This is a genomic window from Paraburkholderia fungorum (assembly GCF_046026025.1).
GTDB lineage: Bacteria > Pseudomonadota > Gammaproteobacteria > Burkholderiales > Burkholderiaceae > Paraburkholderia > Paraburkholderia fungorum_E.
This window is the reverse complement of sequence record NZ_JAQQFL010000015.1, coordinates 124840-142311: the sequence shown is the minus strand read 5'-3', so window position 1 is coordinate 142311 and position 17472 is coordinate 124840. Positions and strand designations below refer to the sequence as shown.

At 61.7% G+C, this 17472-nt stretch carries 17 protein-coding genes and 1 pseudogene; 10 read left to right on the top strand and 8 right to left on the bottom strand.

The annotated features are described in order from the left end of the window. Positions 1-55 precede the first annotated feature (55 nt). The 4 genes and pseudogenes from PQR67_RS18380 (at position 56) to PQR67_RS18365 (ending at position 3695) form a co-directional block, all read left to right on the top strand. A pseudogene (locus PQR67_RS18380) lies at positions 56-1377 on the top strand (MFS transporter). A gap of 40 nt (positions 1378-1417) precedes the next feature. Beyond that, entirely contained in the window at positions 1418-2458 is a 1041-nt protein-coding gene (locus PQR67_RS18375) for an amidohydrolase family protein (RefSeq protein WP_408462067.1), read from the top strand. Further along, a complete protein-coding gene (locus tag PQR67_RS18370) occupies positions 2455-3135 on the top strand; it encodes an RraA family protein (RefSeq protein WP_408462064.1) in 681 nt (226 codons plus the stop codon). The genes PQR67_RS18375 and PQR67_RS18370 overlap by 4 nt, the downstream gene beginning before the upstream one ends. Before the next feature lie 161 nt (positions 3136-3296). Next, positions 3297-3695 (top strand): hypothetical protein, encoded by a 399-nt coding sequence (locus PQR67_RS18365; protein WP_408462178.1) that lies wholly within the window; start codon positions 3297-3299, stop codon positions 3693-3695. 45 nt (positions 3696-3740) lie between these two features. Here PQR67_RS18365 and PQR67_RS18360 read toward each other — a convergent pair whose 3' ends face one another. The 3 genes from PQR67_RS18360 to PQR67_RS18350 all read right to left on the bottom strand — a co-directional run bounded on the left by PQR67_RS18360 (position 3741) and on the right by PQR67_RS18350 (position 7234). After that, positions 3741-5345, bottom strand: coding sequence for a hypothetical protein (locus PQR67_RS18360; RefSeq protein WP_408462061.1), 1605 nt, complete (start codon positions 5343-5345; stop codon positions 3741-3743). A gap of 291 nt (positions 5346-5636) precedes the next feature. After that, positions 5637-6491 carry an AraC family transcriptional regulator gene (locus PQR67_RS18355; RefSeq protein ID WP_408462058.1) on the bottom strand — a complete coding sequence of 285 codons (855 nt, stop codon included), beginning with the start codon at positions 6489-6491 and terminating at the stop codon, positions 5637-5639. Positions 6492-6520: 29 nt separating this feature from the next. After that, positions 6521-7234, bottom strand: coding sequence for an alanyl-tRNA editing protein (locus PQR67_RS18350; protein ID WP_408462055.1), 714 nt, complete (start codon positions 7232-7234; stop codon positions 6521-6523). 319 nt (positions 7235-7553) lie between these two features. On the opposite strand from PQR67_RS18350, the gene PQR67_RS18345 reads away from it, so the two are divergent. Both PQR67_RS18345 and PQR67_RS18340 read left to right on the top strand, forming a co-directional pair. Then, the gene (locus tag PQR67_RS18345) at positions 7554-8120 is read left to right on the top strand and encodes a chromate transporter (protein WP_408462052.1); all 567 of its coding nucleotides are present in this window, start codon (positions 7554-7556) and stop codon (positions 8118-8120) included. A gap of 2 nt (positions 8121-8122) precedes the next feature. Next, the gene (locus PQR67_RS18340; RefSeq protein WP_408462049.1) at positions 8123-8695 is read left to right on the top strand and encodes a chromate transporter; all 573 of its coding nucleotides are present in this window, start codon (positions 8123-8125) and stop codon (positions 8693-8695) included. Between the two features lie 20 nt (positions 8696-8715). Here PQR67_RS18340 and PQR67_RS18335 read toward each other — a convergent pair whose 3' ends face one another. The 4 genes from PQR67_RS18335 to PQR67_RS18320 form a co-directional block, all read right to left on the bottom strand. Continuing rightward, on the bottom strand, positions 8716-9723 hold the full coding sequence (locus tag PQR67_RS18335; RefSeq protein WP_408462046.1) for an ABC transporter substrate-binding protein: 1008 nt from the start codon (positions 9721-9723) through the stop codon (positions 8716-8718). 123 nt (positions 9724-9846) lie between these two features. After that, positions 9847-10656, bottom strand: a complete 810-nt coding sequence (locus tag PQR67_RS18330) for a BPSS1780 family membrane protein (protein ID WP_408462043.1) — start codon at positions 10654-10656, stop codon at positions 9847-9849. A 67-nt stretch (positions 10657-10723) separates the two neighbouring features. Further along, entirely contained in the window at positions 10724-11914 is a 1191-nt protein-coding gene (locus PQR67_RS18325) for a DUF1700 domain-containing protein (protein WP_408462040.1), read from the bottom strand. Continuing rightward, on the bottom strand, positions 11911-12252 hold the full coding sequence (locus PQR67_RS18320) for a PadR family transcriptional regulator (protein ID WP_408462037.1): 342 nt from the start codon (positions 12250-12252) through the stop codon (positions 11911-11913). Before PQR67_RS18320 ends, PQR67_RS18325 begins: the two co-directional genes overlap by 4 nt. A gap of 297 nt (positions 12253-12549) precedes the next feature. Between PQR67_RS18320 and PQR67_RS18315 the strand changes: the two genes are divergently transcribed. From PQR67_RS18315 to PQR67_RS18300, 4 genes are all read left to right on the top strand, one after another. Next, entirely contained in the window at positions 12550-13902 is a 1353-nt protein-coding gene (locus tag PQR67_RS18315) for an MFS transporter (protein WP_408462034.1), read from the top strand. 33 nt (positions 13903-13935) lie between these two features. Next, positions 13936-14595, top strand: coding sequence for an RraA family protein (locus PQR67_RS18310; protein ID WP_408462032.1), 660 nt, complete (start codon positions 13936-13938; stop codon positions 14593-14595). 92 nt (positions 14596-14687) lie between these two features. Beyond that, on the top strand, positions 14688-15491 hold the full coding sequence (locus PQR67_RS18305) for a class II aldolase/adducin family protein (RefSeq protein ID WP_408462029.1): 804 nt from the start codon (positions 14688-14690) through the stop codon (positions 15489-15491). Between the two features lie 22 nt (positions 15492-15513). After that, the gene (locus PQR67_RS18300) at positions 15514-16440 is read left to right on the top strand and encodes a 2-hydroxyacid dehydrogenase (protein WP_408462026.1); all 927 of its coding nucleotides are present in this window, start codon (positions 15514-15516) and stop codon (positions 16438-16440) included. A gap of 60 nt (positions 16441-16500) precedes the next feature. Here PQR67_RS18300 and PQR67_RS18295 read toward each other — a convergent pair whose 3' ends face one another. Then, positions 16501-17454 carry a LysR family transcriptional regulator gene (locus PQR67_RS18295; protein WP_408462023.1) on the bottom strand — a complete coding sequence of 318 codons (954 nt, stop codon included), beginning with the start codon at positions 17452-17454 and terminating at the stop codon, positions 16501-16503. Between the last annotated feature and the right edge of the window lie 18 nt (positions 17455-17472).

Here is a 17472-nt window from a genome sequence, read left to right as displayed (position 1 = left end):
CCGGCCATAAGAACGCTGCCACGGCCCAGGCCGTCGCAGCACGGTAGGAGACAGCATGACCTCATTCAACGAAGCCGCGACCATGCGCAAAGTGTACGGGCGATTAATGCCCCTGCTCTTCGCGATGATGTTCTTCAATTACCTGGACCGGATCAACATCGGTTTTGCCGCGCTGGACATGAACAAGCAGTTGGGGTTCAGTCCGGCGGTGTTCGGTTTCGCGGGCAGCATTTTCTTTTTTGGCTACATGCTGCTGGAGGTGCCGAGCAACCTGTTGCTGCATCGGGTCGGCGCGCGCCGCTGGATCGCGCGCATTCTGCTGACGTGGGGCGCGGTCGCGGCCGCCACCGCGTTCGTCTTCAACGATTCGAGTTTCTATGTCCTGCGCTTTCTGCTGGGCGTGATGGAAGAGGGCTTTTGCCGGGCGTGGCGGTCTATCTGACCAAATGGTTTCCGCAGCGTTACCGGGCTCGCGCGGTGGGCGGCTACATCATCGCCGGGTCGTTTTCGGCGGTGCTGGGCGGCCCGATCTCGACGACGTTGATGACCTACGCCAACGGCGTTCTCGGTTTGCAGGGCTGGCAATGGATGTTCATCCTCGAAGGCATCCCGGCAATGGCGCTCGGTCTACTGACGCTGCGCATCATGACCGAACGTCCGGCCGACGCCAGCTGGCTTTCCGACGACGAAAAACACTGGCTCGAATCGACGCTCGCCGCCGAACGCGAGACCGTTGGCGGCAACACGCATTTCCCGCTGCTGCGCGTGGCGAGCGACATCCGCGTATGGAGTCTCGCGTGTCTGTTCGGCTGCGCGCTGGTCGGCATTTACGGCCTGTTCCTGTGGCTGCCGCAGATCGTCAAGAGTCTCGGCCATCTGAGCAACATCGAGGTCGGCTTTCTGTCCGCCGCGCCGCCGCTGCTCGGCGTATTGGGCACCTTCCTGATCAGCCGCAGTTCCGACCGCACCGGCGACCGCAAGAAGCACCTCGCGTTCGTGTACGGCATGAGCGCGCTGGCGATTGCCGGCAGTGCGTACGCGCCGAACCCCGTGATCGCCTACGCGCTGCTGTGCCTCACCGGTTTGTTCATCTATGCGGGCAACCCGCTGTTCTGGAGTCTCGCGTCGTCGTTCAGAACCGGCGCCGCGGGCGCCGCGACGATTGCGCTGATCAACACCATCGCGCAGTTCGGCGGCCTGGTCGGTCCATGGAGCATCGGGCTGGTACGCAATGCGACCGGCAACTTCAAGCTGGCCTTGCTGACCATCGCGGCGTTTCTGGTGGTCGCGACGATCATCGCACTCGTGATGCGCGTCACGCCGGCCGAAGACGAAACCGCCTCGCTCGCGGCAGGCGACCCCGCCCGGCGCGCCTGATGGAAGCATTCACAAGGACACCCAACGGGTTTTTCACATCATGATTATCGATTGCCACGGTCACTACACCACCTCGCCGCCGCAGCACGAGGCCTGGCGCGCGCAGCAGATCGCCGCGCTGAAAGACGGCGGCTCGCCGCCACCGCGCCCCGTGATTACCGACGACGAAATTCGCGAGAGCATCGAAAACGGCCAGATCCGCATCCAGCGCGAACGCGGCACCGACCTCACGATCTTTTCGCCGCGCGCCGCCGGCATGGGACACCACCTCGCCACGGCCGAGGCCAACGCGGTCTGGTCGAGTGAATCCAACAACCTGATTCATCGCGTGGTTGCGCTGTTTCCGCGCAACTTCGTCGGGGTGTGCCAGTTGCCGCAGGCGCCGGGCGTGGCCCCGGCCAATTGCATCGCCGAATTGCGGCGCTGCGTGGAGGAGTTGGGCTTCGTCGGCTGCAATCTGAATCCGGACCCGTCCGGCGGACACTGGTCGGGGCTGCCGCTGACGGATCGCTCGTGGTATCCGCTCTATGAAGCAATGGTGGAGCTCGACGTGCCGGCGATGATTCACGTGTCGTCGTCGTGCAATCCGAATTTTCATGCGACGGGCGCGCATTACATCAACGGCGACACGTCCGCGTTCATGCAGTTGCTGCAGGGCGATCTGTTCGCCGACTTCCCGAGTCTGCGCCTCATCATTCCGCACGGCGGTGGCGCGGTGCCCTATCACTGGGGTCGCTATCGCGGGCTCGCCCAGGACATGAAGCGGCCGCTGCTCAGCGAGTATCTGATGAAGAACGTGTTCTTCGATACTTGCGTGTACCACCAGCCCGGCGCCGAACTGCTCGCGAAAGTCATTCCGGTCGGGAACATTCTGTTCGCCTCGGAAACCATCGGCGCGGTTCAGGGTATCGATCCGGAAACCGGCCACTACTACGACGACACGCGGCGCTACATCGACGCAATCGAATGGCTCAGCGCCGCGGATCGTCAACGTATCTACGAAGACAACGCCCGCACGGTGTACCCGCGGCTGTCCCATCAACTCGAGCAGCAATTGCGCATGCAGGGAGCAACAGTATGAATTCCGCAACCAACCCCATCGGCTGGCGCGAATATGAATCCGCGCCTCAGGCAAACCCGGCAACGCTCGACGCCTTGCGTGAACTGGCGGTTTCGCTGCTCAGCGACAACATGGCGCGCGCGAGCGGCATGGTCGGCTTGCGGCCGTATCATCAACCTCGGCCGATGGCCGGCACCGCGGTCACGGTTCATACCCGCCCCGGCGACAACCTCGCGATCCATCGCGCGTTCGACTTTTGCCGGCCGGGCGATGTGCTGGTGATCGATGGCGCCGGTGAACTGACCCAGGCGCTAATGGGCGAGATCATGGCCAGCTTCGCCGAGAGCCTGGGCGTGCAAGGCCTCGTGATCGACGGCGCGATTCGCGACGTCGGCGCGCTGCGTCAGCGCGATTTCCCCGTGTACGCGCGTGGTGTGACGCATCGGGGACCGTACAAGAACGGCCCGGGTGAGATTAACGTGCCGGTCACGGTCGGCGGAATGGTGGTTCATCCGGGCGATATCATCGTGGGCGATGAAGACGGTTTGCTCGCGATCTCGCCCGCCGACGTGGAAGCGGTGATCGAAGGCGCACGGCGGCAACATGCGAAGGAAACGGCGGCGTTGACGTCGATCGCCAATGGATCTTTCGACCGTTCATGGGTCGTGCCGCAGCGCGACCGGATGATGAACAACTGACTTCACGCGCGGCGCCGGAGCGGGCATGATGCGGATGGTTCGCCGCGTCTCACGAGTCGCGGCCGGATCATCGGCTCAACCCTGCAGGAATCGTGTGCCTGATGGCGCGATTGACGGCACAGCTCACGGCTCAGTTCACGGCGCAACTCACGGCGAAATTCATGGCGGAATATCTGAACGCTGCAACGCTCCTCGAACTCGCGCAACGTGCGGAGCAGCGCACGGCCGCACCCTGCGCGTGTACCAGAACACCGCTGGACGGCTGGCAATCGCAGCCGCTTTCACTCGACGAAACGCAGTTCAAGGAAATCGGCACGCTCGCGCCGGAGAACGATCCGGAACCCACGTTCAGCGAGTATCTGCCGGGCAAAACGAATTACTGGTCGGACGATGCCCCTATCGCGCCGCGCTACTTCCCGTATAACCGTTGTGCGCTCTGGCAGTGCACGTTGTGCAGCCGGCTTTATCTGCGCTACACGGAAGGCGGCGGTTACTTCGTCGATCGCAGGATTCGCGCTGTACAGTCGGCGCTGATCGAGGACGTTGCGCTTCCTGAGTGATGCGTATGGCCGTTCGCCCGGGATTGCGCACGGCGGGGGTTCGGGTCATTGCAATGGCGACTTGAACACCAGGTTATCGATAAGATTGGTGATCGTCCAATCCGCCGGTTGATCGATCTTCCATAGAACGGGGATTGCGGCTTCGAACACCGCCCGCCGGGCAGCAACGGACAGGATTGTCTGAACCAGCGTTTGTAGCGTCTTATTGTCGCCAATCGAAAGCTTGCCCAGAACGATGGGCAAGCCGATGTTCGCGCCACCTGCCGAACCTAGTATGAGCCCAGACTCGCCCGCGGCCCACGTTGCCGCTTTGCCGGACAGATAACCCAGTGCGTCGGCCTTCAATCTGGTCATGCCGCAGCCATACGGCACCAGCAGCGCCTGCCCACCGCCGGCTACATGATTGCTGGCAGCGTACACAGCAAAACTGGGTTCATTCGCGGTGCCCCCCGGATAGTAGGTATTGCCTGACACGGTTTCGAAAACCGTGTCTTCATGTTTAAAAGGAGTGAGGCCGGTCCCCGGTAACCCCAGTGTTATCGTATCGACTTGAGCTGCCTTTTTATTCCCGCTGCTACCGTCGTCATTCTTTGTCGTTACCGTGTCGACAATTGTTTCATTTTCGCCCTCCTGACCAAGAACCGCGGCACCGATAAATCCGGTACCCGCCTTGGTCGACGTCAATGTGAAACTCGTGCCGCTTACGCTTCCAATCGTAATTCCGGCGGGAGCGCTGCTGGCGATCGCATCCTGGAGACCCGCCGCCATGGTGGCAGCGTCAACCGGCGTTGCTTTATTATTTTTGAATGAATAGGTTGTGCCGACCCATACCGGTGTCGTGCTGAAAAGCTCATCGGCGATTGCTTCGAGAAACGCAGTGAGCGCCCCGCTCATTTCCTGGTCGGATACCGTTAAAGACAACGTTGGCTTCTGCAATTTCGTACCAAACCTGTCAACGAAATTCCCGTTGTAGTAGTACGACTCATATTCCACTACGCGCTGTTGCCCTGTTCCGTTGGGAGAAGCCAACGCATCAAGAAATTCCTTGAAGTCGCTCTTACCGGTCAGGCTACTGGTCGTTAATTTGTCCGGTTTCGTTTTATTCAACGCGTCAAGGATAAAGGCATGTGCCTGCACTTCGTCGGCCTGAACGAGGTAGGTCGGCGAATCCTGAAACTCCGGCGAAAGAAGCTTCCCAACCTGCGTCTCAAGCGGCGGGGCCTTAGTAACAAAGTCATCGGTTGTGAGCAGGGACTGATAGACCATTAATTGCGCAACGTTATGCACGACCCTGTTAGTCTTAAGCGCCGCAGGTAGAGACTTGTCCAGATTGGCAAGTTTGTCTTGCGTAGTTTGAACATTGGCCTTTAGCGCATTCAGATGCATTAGAGAAATTGATTTAACCTGATCGATGCTTAGCGCGTGAGTCTTGTCCAATACATTCAGCGCATTTCTCTGCTCGGATCCGGCGGGAATTCCCATTATGCTGAATGAAGGTGCGGTGCAGGTTTTCGCGCCTGCCTCCGTCGGGAGGACTTGCGGAACTTTAGTTAGCGGGTCGATGCTGCAGCCACTGAGAAAGCCTGTGCCAATCAGTATGGCAAGGATCGGCCTGACACCCAATTTTAGCCTGCAGTTTTCGTATATCATGGCATCCCCATAGCTACCGAATTAGCAAGTAAAAATCCGCCAATATCTCGCCTTAAATTACTTTCAAATAATTGACGTTCGAATGACACTCACCGGCAAGGCGGTGATCAGGAATCGGGCATTAAGCGGAAGTCTAAATCTCAATCACTGGACTATCTGATGAATCGAGATTAAACGAGCATAGTTACGGAGATGTTTTTTCATATCAGAGCTTACCCGATGGTGTGCCCGACACCCGGGTTTCTCCTCTTGAGCAACACTTGAAACGCAGCGTGCCGGCAACGCGCGGCCCTAATGCCCGGGCTTCAGCGCCGCATACGTCCCTGGTGTGATCCCATAGGCACGCTTGAAAAGCCGGTTGAGATGGCTCTGATCGTAAAACCCCACGGCCGCGGCAGCCGCTGCCGCGCCATGCCCCGCCGCCAGCATGCGTTTAGCCGCGAGCAGCCGCACCTGGGTCGCATAAGCGTGGGGTGGCAGTCCAAACTCCTTGCAGAAGGCACGCGTGAGGTAATAGCGACTGAGCCCCACCAGTTCAGCGAGTTCGTCGACCGGGATATCGCGCTCATAGTTGGCGGCGACATACTCACGCACTTGCGCCATCTTGCGCGCTTCGCGGCGTACCTCGCCGAGTTCATGCCGTGATTGTCCATAGCGCCCGACCAGCATCCCCATCGCGGCCCACCAGTTCGCCTGCCGCTCCATCATCGGGACCGAGCCGTGTTCGTCGAGGCTCGCATGCGCCTTGGTCAGCAGACCGGCAAGGTGTGCATCCTGATAGAGCCCAGGCGGAATCAGAAGCGGTGTGTCGTCACGCGAGTCGGGAGAAAACACCGCGCCCAGCGCCCCCAGTCCTTCCATGTCGAGATAGATGGCGCGATAGTTCCATTCGCGTCCTTCCCACACCTCGCCGCTGTGATACTCGCCCGGTCCGAACACGAGCACGCTGCCAGGTCCGGCGACGTCGGTGCCGGTGCGCGTATGACATTGACCCGCACCGGTTTGCGTCATGACGATAACGAGTTCGTCGTGCAGATGCCGGTCGAATTTGTGATCGCCGTAGCGGGCGATCGCGAGACAGGCGCCGTCGAGCGCGCCGTCTCGCCAGCACACCACCTCCGGTTCGCCTTTATCCGCTGTGTCCATGGACTGCTCTCCGCTCTCCGGGATGCCTGTTAAACCAATTCTATTCTGACCCGGCGATTGCGGCGGCCCTTGTTCTCGATCTTCACGATCCGGATCGGTCTCGATTGCGCCGTATTGGTGAGGTGCGTGCCGCCGCAAGCCTGCCGGTCCAGGTCGCCGATCTCGACGATCCGCACCGCGCCGTCGGAGGTCGGCGGCGGCGCCACCGAGAGGCTGCGAATCAGGCCCTGCGTCGACTTCGCCTCCGTTTCGCTGACGTAGTAGGTCCGCACGTCCATGGCGCTGCGAATCACCTCGTTGGCGGGTTCCTCCAGCAGGCGCAGCGCGTCGTTATCCGCGTCGGGCAAGTCGAAGTCCATGCGGGCGGTGCCGTCGGCATTGATCTGCGCACCGGTCACGAGCGCACCGGCGAAGCGCTGATAGACGAGCGCGTTGAGAATATGCGTGGCGGTGTGAAGCTGGGCGACGGTGGCACGCCGGGCCGCGTCGACGGCCACGTGCACGTCGCCATCCAGTTCGAGCGGCTCATCGAGCAGATGCCACAGCATGCCGCCTTCCGGCGCGACGCCGGTAATGTGGACCACGCCGTGCGCGTGCGTCAGCGTCGCCGCATCCGACACCTGGCCGCCGCCGCCCGGGTGCAAGGCGGAGCGGCCCAGCACGACTGCGCCGGGCCGGGAGGCGATCACGCTCGTGTCGAATTCGAGTAGGTCCGGCTGCTCATGGCAAAGATAGTGCGCCACCTTGAAGTCCCCGCATGAAATGACTGATGACGTCTAGCATACTCAGTCTCGCGGGAGGCCGTCTTGGTCAAAAATGCCCTGTGCGACCGGGGTAAAACCGAGGTCCAACCCGGATCTAACCGGGGCAATGGGGCCGAACCTTGACCGGCATGAAGTCACCCCAGTCGATCCGCCGCCATCCGCGTGACGATATCGAAGGCCTTCTGGGTCCGGAAAGAAACTAGCCGTTGATATAATTTTTCAAGGCGTACGGGATCGGGCATGCGTTGCCAAAACGTCCATTTTCGCCCGTCAACCGTCAATCTGACTGGAAGATTCGATGTCCCAACAAATTGCTAACACGAGTCGGCCGCCCACCCTCAGCGGGCTTTTCCTTATATTCAGCCGTATCGGACTCACCAGTTTCGGTGGCGGCCTGAGCGGCTGGCTGCTGCGGGAATTCGTCCAGGATCGCGGCTGGATCAGTGAAGAAGACTTTCTGAACGGCCTGGCCATTTCGCAGGCACTGCCGGGCATCAACGTCAAAAACATGGCGATCTGGATCGGCCACCGTCTGCTCGGCTGGCGCGGCGCGCTGCTGGCAGTCACCGGCATCATCGTTCCGCCCGCCATTCTGATTATTATTCTCGGCACGGTTTTCGAGCATCTGCTGCACTTCCCGCTCGCTCACATCCTGCTCGCGGGCGCGGCCGCGGCGGCCACCGGGTTGTCGTTGTCGATGGGCGTGACGACCGCACTCCGGGTGCCACGCAGACTCCTCCCTTTGCTCTTTCTCGCGGGCACCTTCGTCGCGGTCGGCATATTGCGCCTGCCGCTGGTGTGGGTCGTAATCGGCGCGGGCAGCTCGAGCGTGCTGCTTGAATACCTCAAACTCCGCAAAGCCTAGCCATGTCGAATCGCGTTCTTCTACAGCTTGCTGCGGTTTTTGCGCCCTTGTCGTTGGTAACAATAGGCGGCGGGCAGGCCATCATCGCCGATATCCAGCGGCAGGTTGTCGACGTGCATGGATGGATGACACATGCCCAGTTTAGTGTCGATTTCGCGATTTCACGCATGGCGCCGGGCCCTGGCTCGCTGCTGGCCACCTTGATCGGATGGCAAATCGCCGGGTTCTGGGGCGCGGTGGTGGCCACGCTGGCCTTGCTCGCGCCAACCGGCATCCTGATCTACGGCGTGACCCACATCTGGGCACGCTATCAGGGCGCGGCGTGGCAATTGGCGCTCGAGCGCGGGCTGCGCCCCGTGGCCTCCGGCATGATTCTCGCCGCGGGATGGGTTTTGCTGAAGTCGCTCGACGGCGGGCTTCCGGCCAAAGCGATTGCCATCGTTTCTGTCGCGACGTTGCTCAGCACCCGACTCAATCCGCTGCTTCTATTGCTGTGCGGCGCGTTGTTGTTGCTCGGCATGTCGGAGCTCAGCGCCAGCCTGCCGGCCATGCTCCAGGTGCACATGGCAAGCTAGGCTCTGTTTGCATGCCCGCTTCAGACCCGCGCGATGTGCGTCTCGGCGATCGAACGGACGTCGATGCGGCGCGGCAGGATCGCGTCGCGATCCGCGCTATCGGCCACTTTCTGGAGTGCGGCGATATCCGCGTCGGTCACGAAGTGCTGCTTCAATGACGCGCGCTGGGTGATTTGCTTCGCGGCGTCGAGCGGTGAGCGCGTCAATGTCGCGTAGATCTGCGCGTAGGCATCGGGATTCGCAAGCGCCCAATCCCCCGCGCGTTGCAACCGGAGCAGAACGTCGGCAATCGCCACGCGTTTGCGCGCATCCGCAAGCGCGGCGCCCGAAGCAGTGATGAAACCGAGACCGCTATTGATGCCGGACCCGTCGCGCAAAACGCGCGCGCCGCGCTGGATCGCGATGCCGTAGTACGGATCGAAGGTCGCCCACACGTCGATCGATCCGGACGCGAATGCAGCAAACGCATCGACTGGCAGGATGAAGCGAACCTTGACATCGTCTTTCGAGAGTCCGGCCTCGGCGAGCGCGCCATACAACTGGAATTGCGAAATACTGCCGCGCGCCGACGACACGAACACGTCGCGCCCCTTCAGATCCGCCACCTTGCGAATCGGCGAATCGCGTGCAACCAGAATGCCGAGTTGCGCGCCCGAACCCACGCGCGTCGCGACGATCTTCAGGCTCGGATCACCAACCGCCGCGGCAAGCACCGGCAAGTCGCCTGCCGGAGCAAGATCGACGGCGCCCGCGCGTTGCGCCTCGAAAAGCGGCGCCGCGCCCTGGAAGTTGGCCCAGCGAAATGCGTACGGCGTGCCGTCGAGCACCTTCGCCGCTTCGGCCAGCGCCCGCGTACCGCCGGCCTGGTCGCCGAGCACGAGCGTGATCGAGGCCAGATCGGCGGCCTGCACGTTGCGCGCATGAAATGCGCCGGTTGCGGCCAGCGCCGGCACTGCGCTGAGCAGTTTCAGCGCGCGTCGCCGCGTGGAGAAAGACGTGGAAGCAGACGTGGAAACAGAAGCAGCCATAGGCCCTCGCATGCAATATGTCTGCAAGCGTAGCGATCAGGACGTGCCGGGAGAATGATTCAATTCCGATATCCTTATCTCGAACGGGCCGCTATGTTTTTCAGCCCGACGCGAGGCCGGCTCTTATGCTTGCCCAAATATGCCGCGATAAGCGCCGTACCTCGACAGAACGATCAACGCGCTGAGTAGCGGCATCGCCACCAACCCACGCACGAGCATCGCCGCCGGGTTGGGCAGCAAGGCGGTGCCCGCAAGCACCCCCGCGATCACGATTCCGTAAAGGAGCGCGATCCGCCAGTTGCGCACGACAGCACGCAAACTTGCCGCCATCGCGTTCAGCGGCGAAACGTTGTTCAGAACAACCAGCGTCGGCGCAAACCAGACAAGCGAAGCCGCGAGCGCATAGCCGAGAAAATTGAGTAGCGGTTCCAGCGCATTGCCCGAGCCGTTGTGCGCGCCGTAGACGATCGTCAGATCATGCATGCCATTGGGCGTAATAGACGCCTTCATGGATACGTTGAACATCGCGAACGAAATCAACTGGCCCGCACAAGCAGCGGCGGCGCCGCACACCCCGATCGCAATCAACGCATTGCGATGCACGTTGACGGCCTCCACCGTCTCGCGAATCGCCCAAGGGCGCGCATTGCTCGAGCGTTCCTGCATCAGCACCAGACCCGCGGCAAGGATCGGCCCGACGAGCACCGCGAGCACCCGCAACGGCGGCACCCGTTCGAACAGCGTCGCGAAATCGGCGCAACCAGGAATCGCCCCGAGCCATAGCACCGGATTCGCACGAGCGATACGAAACCCTTGCGCGAGCCAGCCTGCCACGCTCCGTAAGCGGACCACGCGGCTGTCCGGGCAGCGCAGCCCGGACGCAGTTTGCGAGCGCGTGGAGACTGCCGTACCGCCTGAATAGTGCAGGTTCATGGCCGCTTCCTTTCTATCGGATGAGCATGGATTGAGGATTGAAACGTCAGCCAATCCGCGCTGCAGTTCAGGCAGAGTGCCCTTCGTCGAGCCGGGTGGTAATCAGATCGAGTTGCCGCTGAACATATCGGACCAGGCCGCGCCATGTAACGCGCGTCAACCACAAGCACAACCACAAGCCGACGATGCCGGCGACCAGCATCGCGAATCCGTAGATCATCGCGCCGATACCCGAGCCGTGCGAACCGACCATGACGGCGCTTTGCGAACCGCCCCGGATCACAACATGGTCGCGATCGATCACGACCGATTCCGACCCGCGGCGGACCACCAGGCCTTTACCGCCGTCATCCGTACCTTGTACGAAGGACAGGTGTTCGCCGTGATTCCTGATGTCCCACGCCATCGATTTCGCACCGGTTCCAATGCGTGCGACCGAAACTTTATCCCCTTCGCCATCCTTAAGATCGAGCGCGATGATATCGGCGGAGGCGATCGACCATGTACCGTCCGGGTCGACCTTGAACAGATCGCGCGCGCCGCCGACGGAATTGATCTTGAGATTGCCGTCGTCATTCTTGATATCGATGGGTCCGGCTAGCGTCACGATGGAAATCCGTCTGGCTGCATCCGGCCGCAGCAGGAAACGGTCGCCGTCCACCCGGAATGCTTTCATGTTGATGGCTGCGAGTCGCGCGTCGGCCTGCGCGGATGCGTGATCCGCATCGCTATCGTCTTGCGACGCGCTGCTGCTGCCGTTGCTGTTCCCGTTGCCGTTTCCGCCACCGCCCGCCTGCTGGTCCATCTTCACGTCACTGCTCTCGAAGCTGAACGGCACCGAATGGAACGGCGGCCACCCGAACAGATGATGACTCCCGAGCGCGACCACCATCACGAACCCGGCAACCGTGAGCGCCCCCGAGACCGCGTAGCAGATCGTCAGTATCAGCAGGTAGAACATGAACGGAATCAGCAGCAGCAATTGCAACAGGCCGAGCCCCGCGATCGACACGATCACCCGCATCAGGTTGCCGAACGAGCGCCGCGTTTCCCACTGGCGGAAGCTCGCCTGCGCCTTCAGTTCGCGTGCGAGCTTGACCGGGTCGCCGAGCGCTGCCACCACCTCCGCCTCGCTGCGGCCCGCTGCGAGCGCGTCGCCGAAGTACTCGCGATAGTCGGCGACGATTTCGTCGACCACGTGCTTCGGCAGACTCTGCAGTTCGTGGCGCAATTGCTGGATGAATGCGTCCTGCGTCATTGCTTTTCCCCTGTTCCTGAGGACGTACCGGACAAGGCCAGCACGCCATTGACTTCATCGACAAAACTGCGCCATTCGCCGCGCATTTCCGCCAGACTGTTGCGGCCTGCCGCCGTCAGCGAGTAGTACTTGCGCGGCGGCCCCGAGCTGGATTCCACGAAATAGGTCGACACCCACGCTTCGGCCTGCAAGCGGCGCATCAGCGGGTAGATCGTGCCCTCGCTGATCTCCATGGTTTCCGAAAGCGTCGAGACGAGCTCGTAGGCGTAGCTGTCGCCACCGGCGAGTACAGCCAACACGCACATGTCGAGCGTTCCCTTCTTGAGCTGCGTTTTCATTCAGTTCCATTACATTAGTGTGCATAGCACGGTACCTTGCTATGCACTGGTGAAGAATGCGCCTGTCCACCAAACGATGAACGAACTCTAGCACCCAGTATTGTTTAATGCAAGGTACCGTTTTATGCACAGGACAGGATGCCTCGCCGGACCGGCCGTCGATCATTCGCGACATTAATACAAAGGATTAGAAAACAGACTTGTACTTATTGTTTTTGGCTTCCGATAAAGGCACCAGGCCATGCGCGCAATGGCTGCGTTCATCCACTGAAACCGCCATGCCTCAAGGAGAAAACCATGACGTCCCAGCGCCCCGCGGACATGCCGCCGTCATCAGACGGCACCCCGGCCAACATGAACAGGATCGCGGTAGCGAGTGTGATCGGCACGACCGTCGAATGGTATGACCTGTTCGTTTTCGCCACCGCCTCGGCACTCGTTTTCAACAAGGTGTTCTTTCCCGGCTTTGTGCCATTAGTCGGCACCTTGCTGGCATTCGGCACGTTCGCCTCCGCCTATCTCGCGCGCATTGTGGGCGCCGCGCTGTTCGGCCATTTCGGCGACCGCCTGGGGCGCAAGGCCATGCTGCTGGTCTCGCTCATCATCATGGGCATCGCGACGTTCTCGATCGGCCTGCTGCCAAACTACGCGTCGATCGGAATCTGGGCGCCCATTCTGCTGCTCACCTTGCGCCTCATCCAGGGGCTCGCGCTCGGCGGCGAGTGGGGCGGCGCCGTGCTGATGGCGGTGGAACACGCCCCTGCCAACAAGCGTGGACTGTATGGGTCGTGGGTGCAGATCGGCGTGCCCGCCGGCACCTTGATCGCCAATCTGGCGTTTCTGGTCAGCAATGCCATGCTGTCAAACGAAGCACTGCTCTCGTGGGGCTGGCGCATTCCGTTCCTGGCGAGCGCACTGCTCGTGGGCGTTGGGCTCTATATCCGGTTGAATACATCGGAAACGCCGTCGTTTCGCAAGGTCAAGGAAGCCGACGCCCAGGTCAAGCTGCCGATCGCCGAGGTGCTCACGCGCTACTGGAAGCAGGTTCTGCTCGGCGGCATTGCGACCATGTCGACGGGCACCTCGTTCAATCTGATCGTCGCCTTCGGGCTCACTTATGGCACGCAGACGCTGGGTTTTTCGCGTAACGCCATGCTCTCCATTGCCTTGATTGCGTGCGCGCTTTGCATCGTGTTGCTGCCGGCCTTCGGCAAGCTTTCCGATATCGTGGGTCGCAAACCGGTGATTATCGGCGGCATCGTCGCGGAGGCCCTGCTTGCTTTTCCGCTGTTCTGGCTACTGGATACGCGCGAGTTTTCGTTCGCCCTGCTCGGCTATCTGCTGATGATGACCGCCTTCGCCGCGAACTACGGCCCCATCGCCACCTTCCTCGCGGAGTTGTTCGGTACCGAGGTTCGCTACTCCGGTCTCTCGGTGAGCTATATGTTGTCAGGGCTGCTCGGCAGTGCGGCCACGCCGATCGTCACCACCGCGCTGTTGTCCGCGACGGGCCGCGGTTCGTCGGTAGCGTGGTACATGATGGGCTCGGCCGCGGTGTCGGTACTCGCGCTCGTGCTGCTCGCGGAAACGCTGCGCCGCGATATCTCGTCCACGGCGCGCGCCAGTGCCGCCACCGCGAGCCTTTCGTGAAGGCCTGATATGAAAACGGAAAACACTTCACTTATGGCCGCCACCGCACAATCATCTTTACTGCGCAGCCTTGAGGCCGTCAGTTTCCCGACCCTCGGACACTTTCTGGAGGACGGCTTCGCGGACCATCGCGTTCGCGCGATGGTCCCCAACGTGAAGGTGATCGGGCGCGCGGTGACGCTCAAGCTGCTGTCGCCCGACGCCATTCCCGTGAACCGCGCGCTGTCGCAACTCAAACCCGGCGACGTGCTGGTGATCGACATGAACGGTGACCACACGCATGCGCCGGTCGGAGCGGTCACGGCATGCGCCGCGCTCAACGCCGGCGCGAGAGGTGTGATCGTCGACGGCATGGTGACCGATCTCATCGAACTCCGCAGCACGGGGTTGCCGGTGTTCGCGCGCGGCACGTCTTTGCTGACGACCAAGAAACGCGACACGGCGTCGAGTCTGTTCAACGAGCCGGTGATGTGCGGCGGGATCGTGGTCCGCCCAGGCGACATCGTGCTGGCCGACGACAACGGCGTACTGTTCGCTCAAGCGCCGGCCCTCGCTGCCGTAATCGATCCGGCGCTCGCGTCCGATCGCGCGGAGCCTGCCATACTGGCTCGGCTCAGTGCCAAAGAACCGATTCACGAGGTTCTGCAATGCTTCATGCCGTCAACTATTCGCGCCGCTAATGATCAGCATTAAAACAATGAAATTGACGGATACTGACCCGCTAACGAACACTACGCGCACTACAGTGACCGCTACAGCACGTGAAAAACAGGGAGACTTCTGAAATGCAATCCACGGCAACACCCGATCGCATCAGCGACAAACCGGCGCCGTTGGGCGCCGAACAGCAGGTACGGGAGGAACTGGCGGCGCTCTACCGGCTGGCCGCTCACTTCCGCATGACCGACATGATCGACACGCACATCACCGCGCGCCTGCCCGGCTCACCGGGCGAGCCGCCGGCGTTTCTGATCAACCGCTATGGCGTGCTGTTTCACGAGATGCGCGCGTCGGACCTCGTGAAGATCGATCATCTCGGCAACGTGATCGACGAACGGGCGCACAGCGAGCCCACACTGTTTCGTGTGAACGCGGCCGGGTTCACGATTCATTCCGCCATTCACGCGGCACGCGACGACCTGCATTTCGTGATCCATACGCATACGGCCGCCGGCACCGCGGTATCGGCCCAGGAACAAGGACTGCTGCCGATCAGTCAGCATGCGTTGAAGTTCTACGGCAAGCTCGCCTATCACGATTACGAAGGCATCGCGCTCGAACTCGGCGAGCGCGAGCGTCTGGTGCGCGACCTCGGTTCCTGCAAGGCGATGATTCTGCGCAATCACGGGCTGCTTGCGGCAGGCGCCACGGCAGCCGAAGCCTTCCATGAAATCTATTTCCTCGAGCGGGCCTGTCAGGCGCAAATCCAGGCGCTGGCTGGCGGCAGCACGCTGCGCATTCCGTCGCGAGAAGTGTGCGAGCTGACCGCGAGCCAGTTCGCCCGCGAAGACTCCGCGGAAATTGCGGAGCTGGCGTGGCGCGCGGCGTTACGGCTGATCGACGACCCGCAATCCGACTACCGCAACTAGACCCGCTTTCCGATTCGATGCAATGACCAAACTCGTTCTGATGAGCCGTGACTTCGACATGTCACACCTGGTGCAGCCGATTCAGCGCGCCGCCCCTGACCTCGACGTCGTGCTGCACGGCGAGCAATCCGCCGGCGATGCGGAAATCGCCGTGTGCTGGAATCCGCCGGCCGGCGCGCTGGCGGCGCTGCCGAAACTGCGGCTCGTGCATAGCATCGCCGCGGGCGTCGACAACATTCTGTCCGATCCCGCGCTACCCGCCGTGCCGCTGTGCCGGGTCGTCGATCCGCAACATGCACGTGGAATGGGCGAATTCGTCACGTGGGGAGTGCTGCACTTTCATCGTCAACTCGACCGCGTGCTCGCCAATCAGCGTCTCGACCGCTGGTTCCGCCACGCTCAACGCGATGCATCCGAATGTGCCGTCGGCATCATGGGACTGGGAGAAATCGGCAGCCGCGTCGCGACGGACCTGCAGCGCTTCGGCTTCGCGGTGCGCGGCTGGGCGCGCCAGCCCCGTGAACTGCCGGGCGTAAGCACCTTCGCCGGTCCCGAGCAATTCAAGTCATTTCTTCAGGGGACCGACATTCTCGTGTGCCTCCTGCCGCTCACGCACGAAACCCGCTGGATTCTCAACGAGACCACCTTCGAACACTTGCGGCCCGGCGCGAAACTGATTCACGTTGGCCGTGGCGAGCATCTGGTCCCCGCGGATCTGATCGCGGCGCTCACGAGCGGACAGATCGGCGGTGCGATCGTCGATGTGTTTCCGACCGAACCGTTACCGCCCGAAGATCACTTATGGCGGGCGCCGAATCTGATCGTGACGCCCCACATGGCGTCGGTCGCAAGCTCGGAGACGATCGGCACGCAAGTGGCGCACAACGCACGCAGGCTGATCCGCGGCGAACCGCTGCTGAATGTGGTCGACGTCACGCGCGGTTATTGAACGAAGTTAATGAACGAGGTTGTTAAGCGCACTTATTGAACGCGACTGCCGGGCGAGGCGCTAAGGTTCGGCGCCCGCCGCCTGGCCGTCGATGAACACATTCAGCGCATCGATAAACGCGGCTTCAGCGGCGCTCAACTTGCGGTCCTGTGACCACAGCATGTAGATATCGAGGTCGGCCACACCGTCGTCGGGCGGCAACCGCTGAAGGCGGCCTTGAGCGATGTCGTCGCGCACCACGTGTTCCGGCAGACAGCCAATGCCGAACCCCGCGAAGATGAATCGCCGCACCTCGGTCATGCTCGACGACGAGCCGACCACGCGCCCCGTGAAGCCCATCTCGTCACGAAAGAACGTGAGCGGCGACATGTGATCGCCCACCTTGTCGCCGGTGAAGGAGACAAACTTCTCGCCGGCCAGGTCGGCGACCCGAATGTCGCTGCGTCCAAACAAAGGATGGTGACGCCCGCAGAAAAGTGCATACCGTTGCCGCAAAAACACACGGCTGTCGACCCGTTTGGGTAATGCGCGCCGCGGTGTCAGTCCGAGCGTCGCGGACTTTTGCTGAAGGCTGTTCACTACGTCGGCGCTGCGCATTTCCTGGCTTTCGAGTTCGATACGCGGATACGTGCGATGAAATTCGGCAAGAAACGTGTCGTAGGCCGGAAAGTCGATACCGCTGACGGTACTCACGCGCACCATGCCGGAGATATCGTGATCGCGATCCACCTCGGCAAGCGACAGGCGCGAGATCGTGCCATACACGTCCTCAGCAATCTGTTTTACTTCGATACCCGCCTGCGTGACCTCGATACGTGGACCGTGACGGTCTACGAGGCGCAGTCCCAACTGCTCCTCCAGACGGCGCAGCGCCTGGCTCACGGCCGGCTGCGTCAGATGCAGCCTGGTCGCCGCGCGGCTCACGCTGCCCTCTTTCGCAATCGCGAGAAAAGTGCGCAGCAGATTCCAGTCAAGGCGGTCGTTCAGGTACGTGTCCGGGCGGTCTTTGCTCACGATGAGCCTCACTGTTTA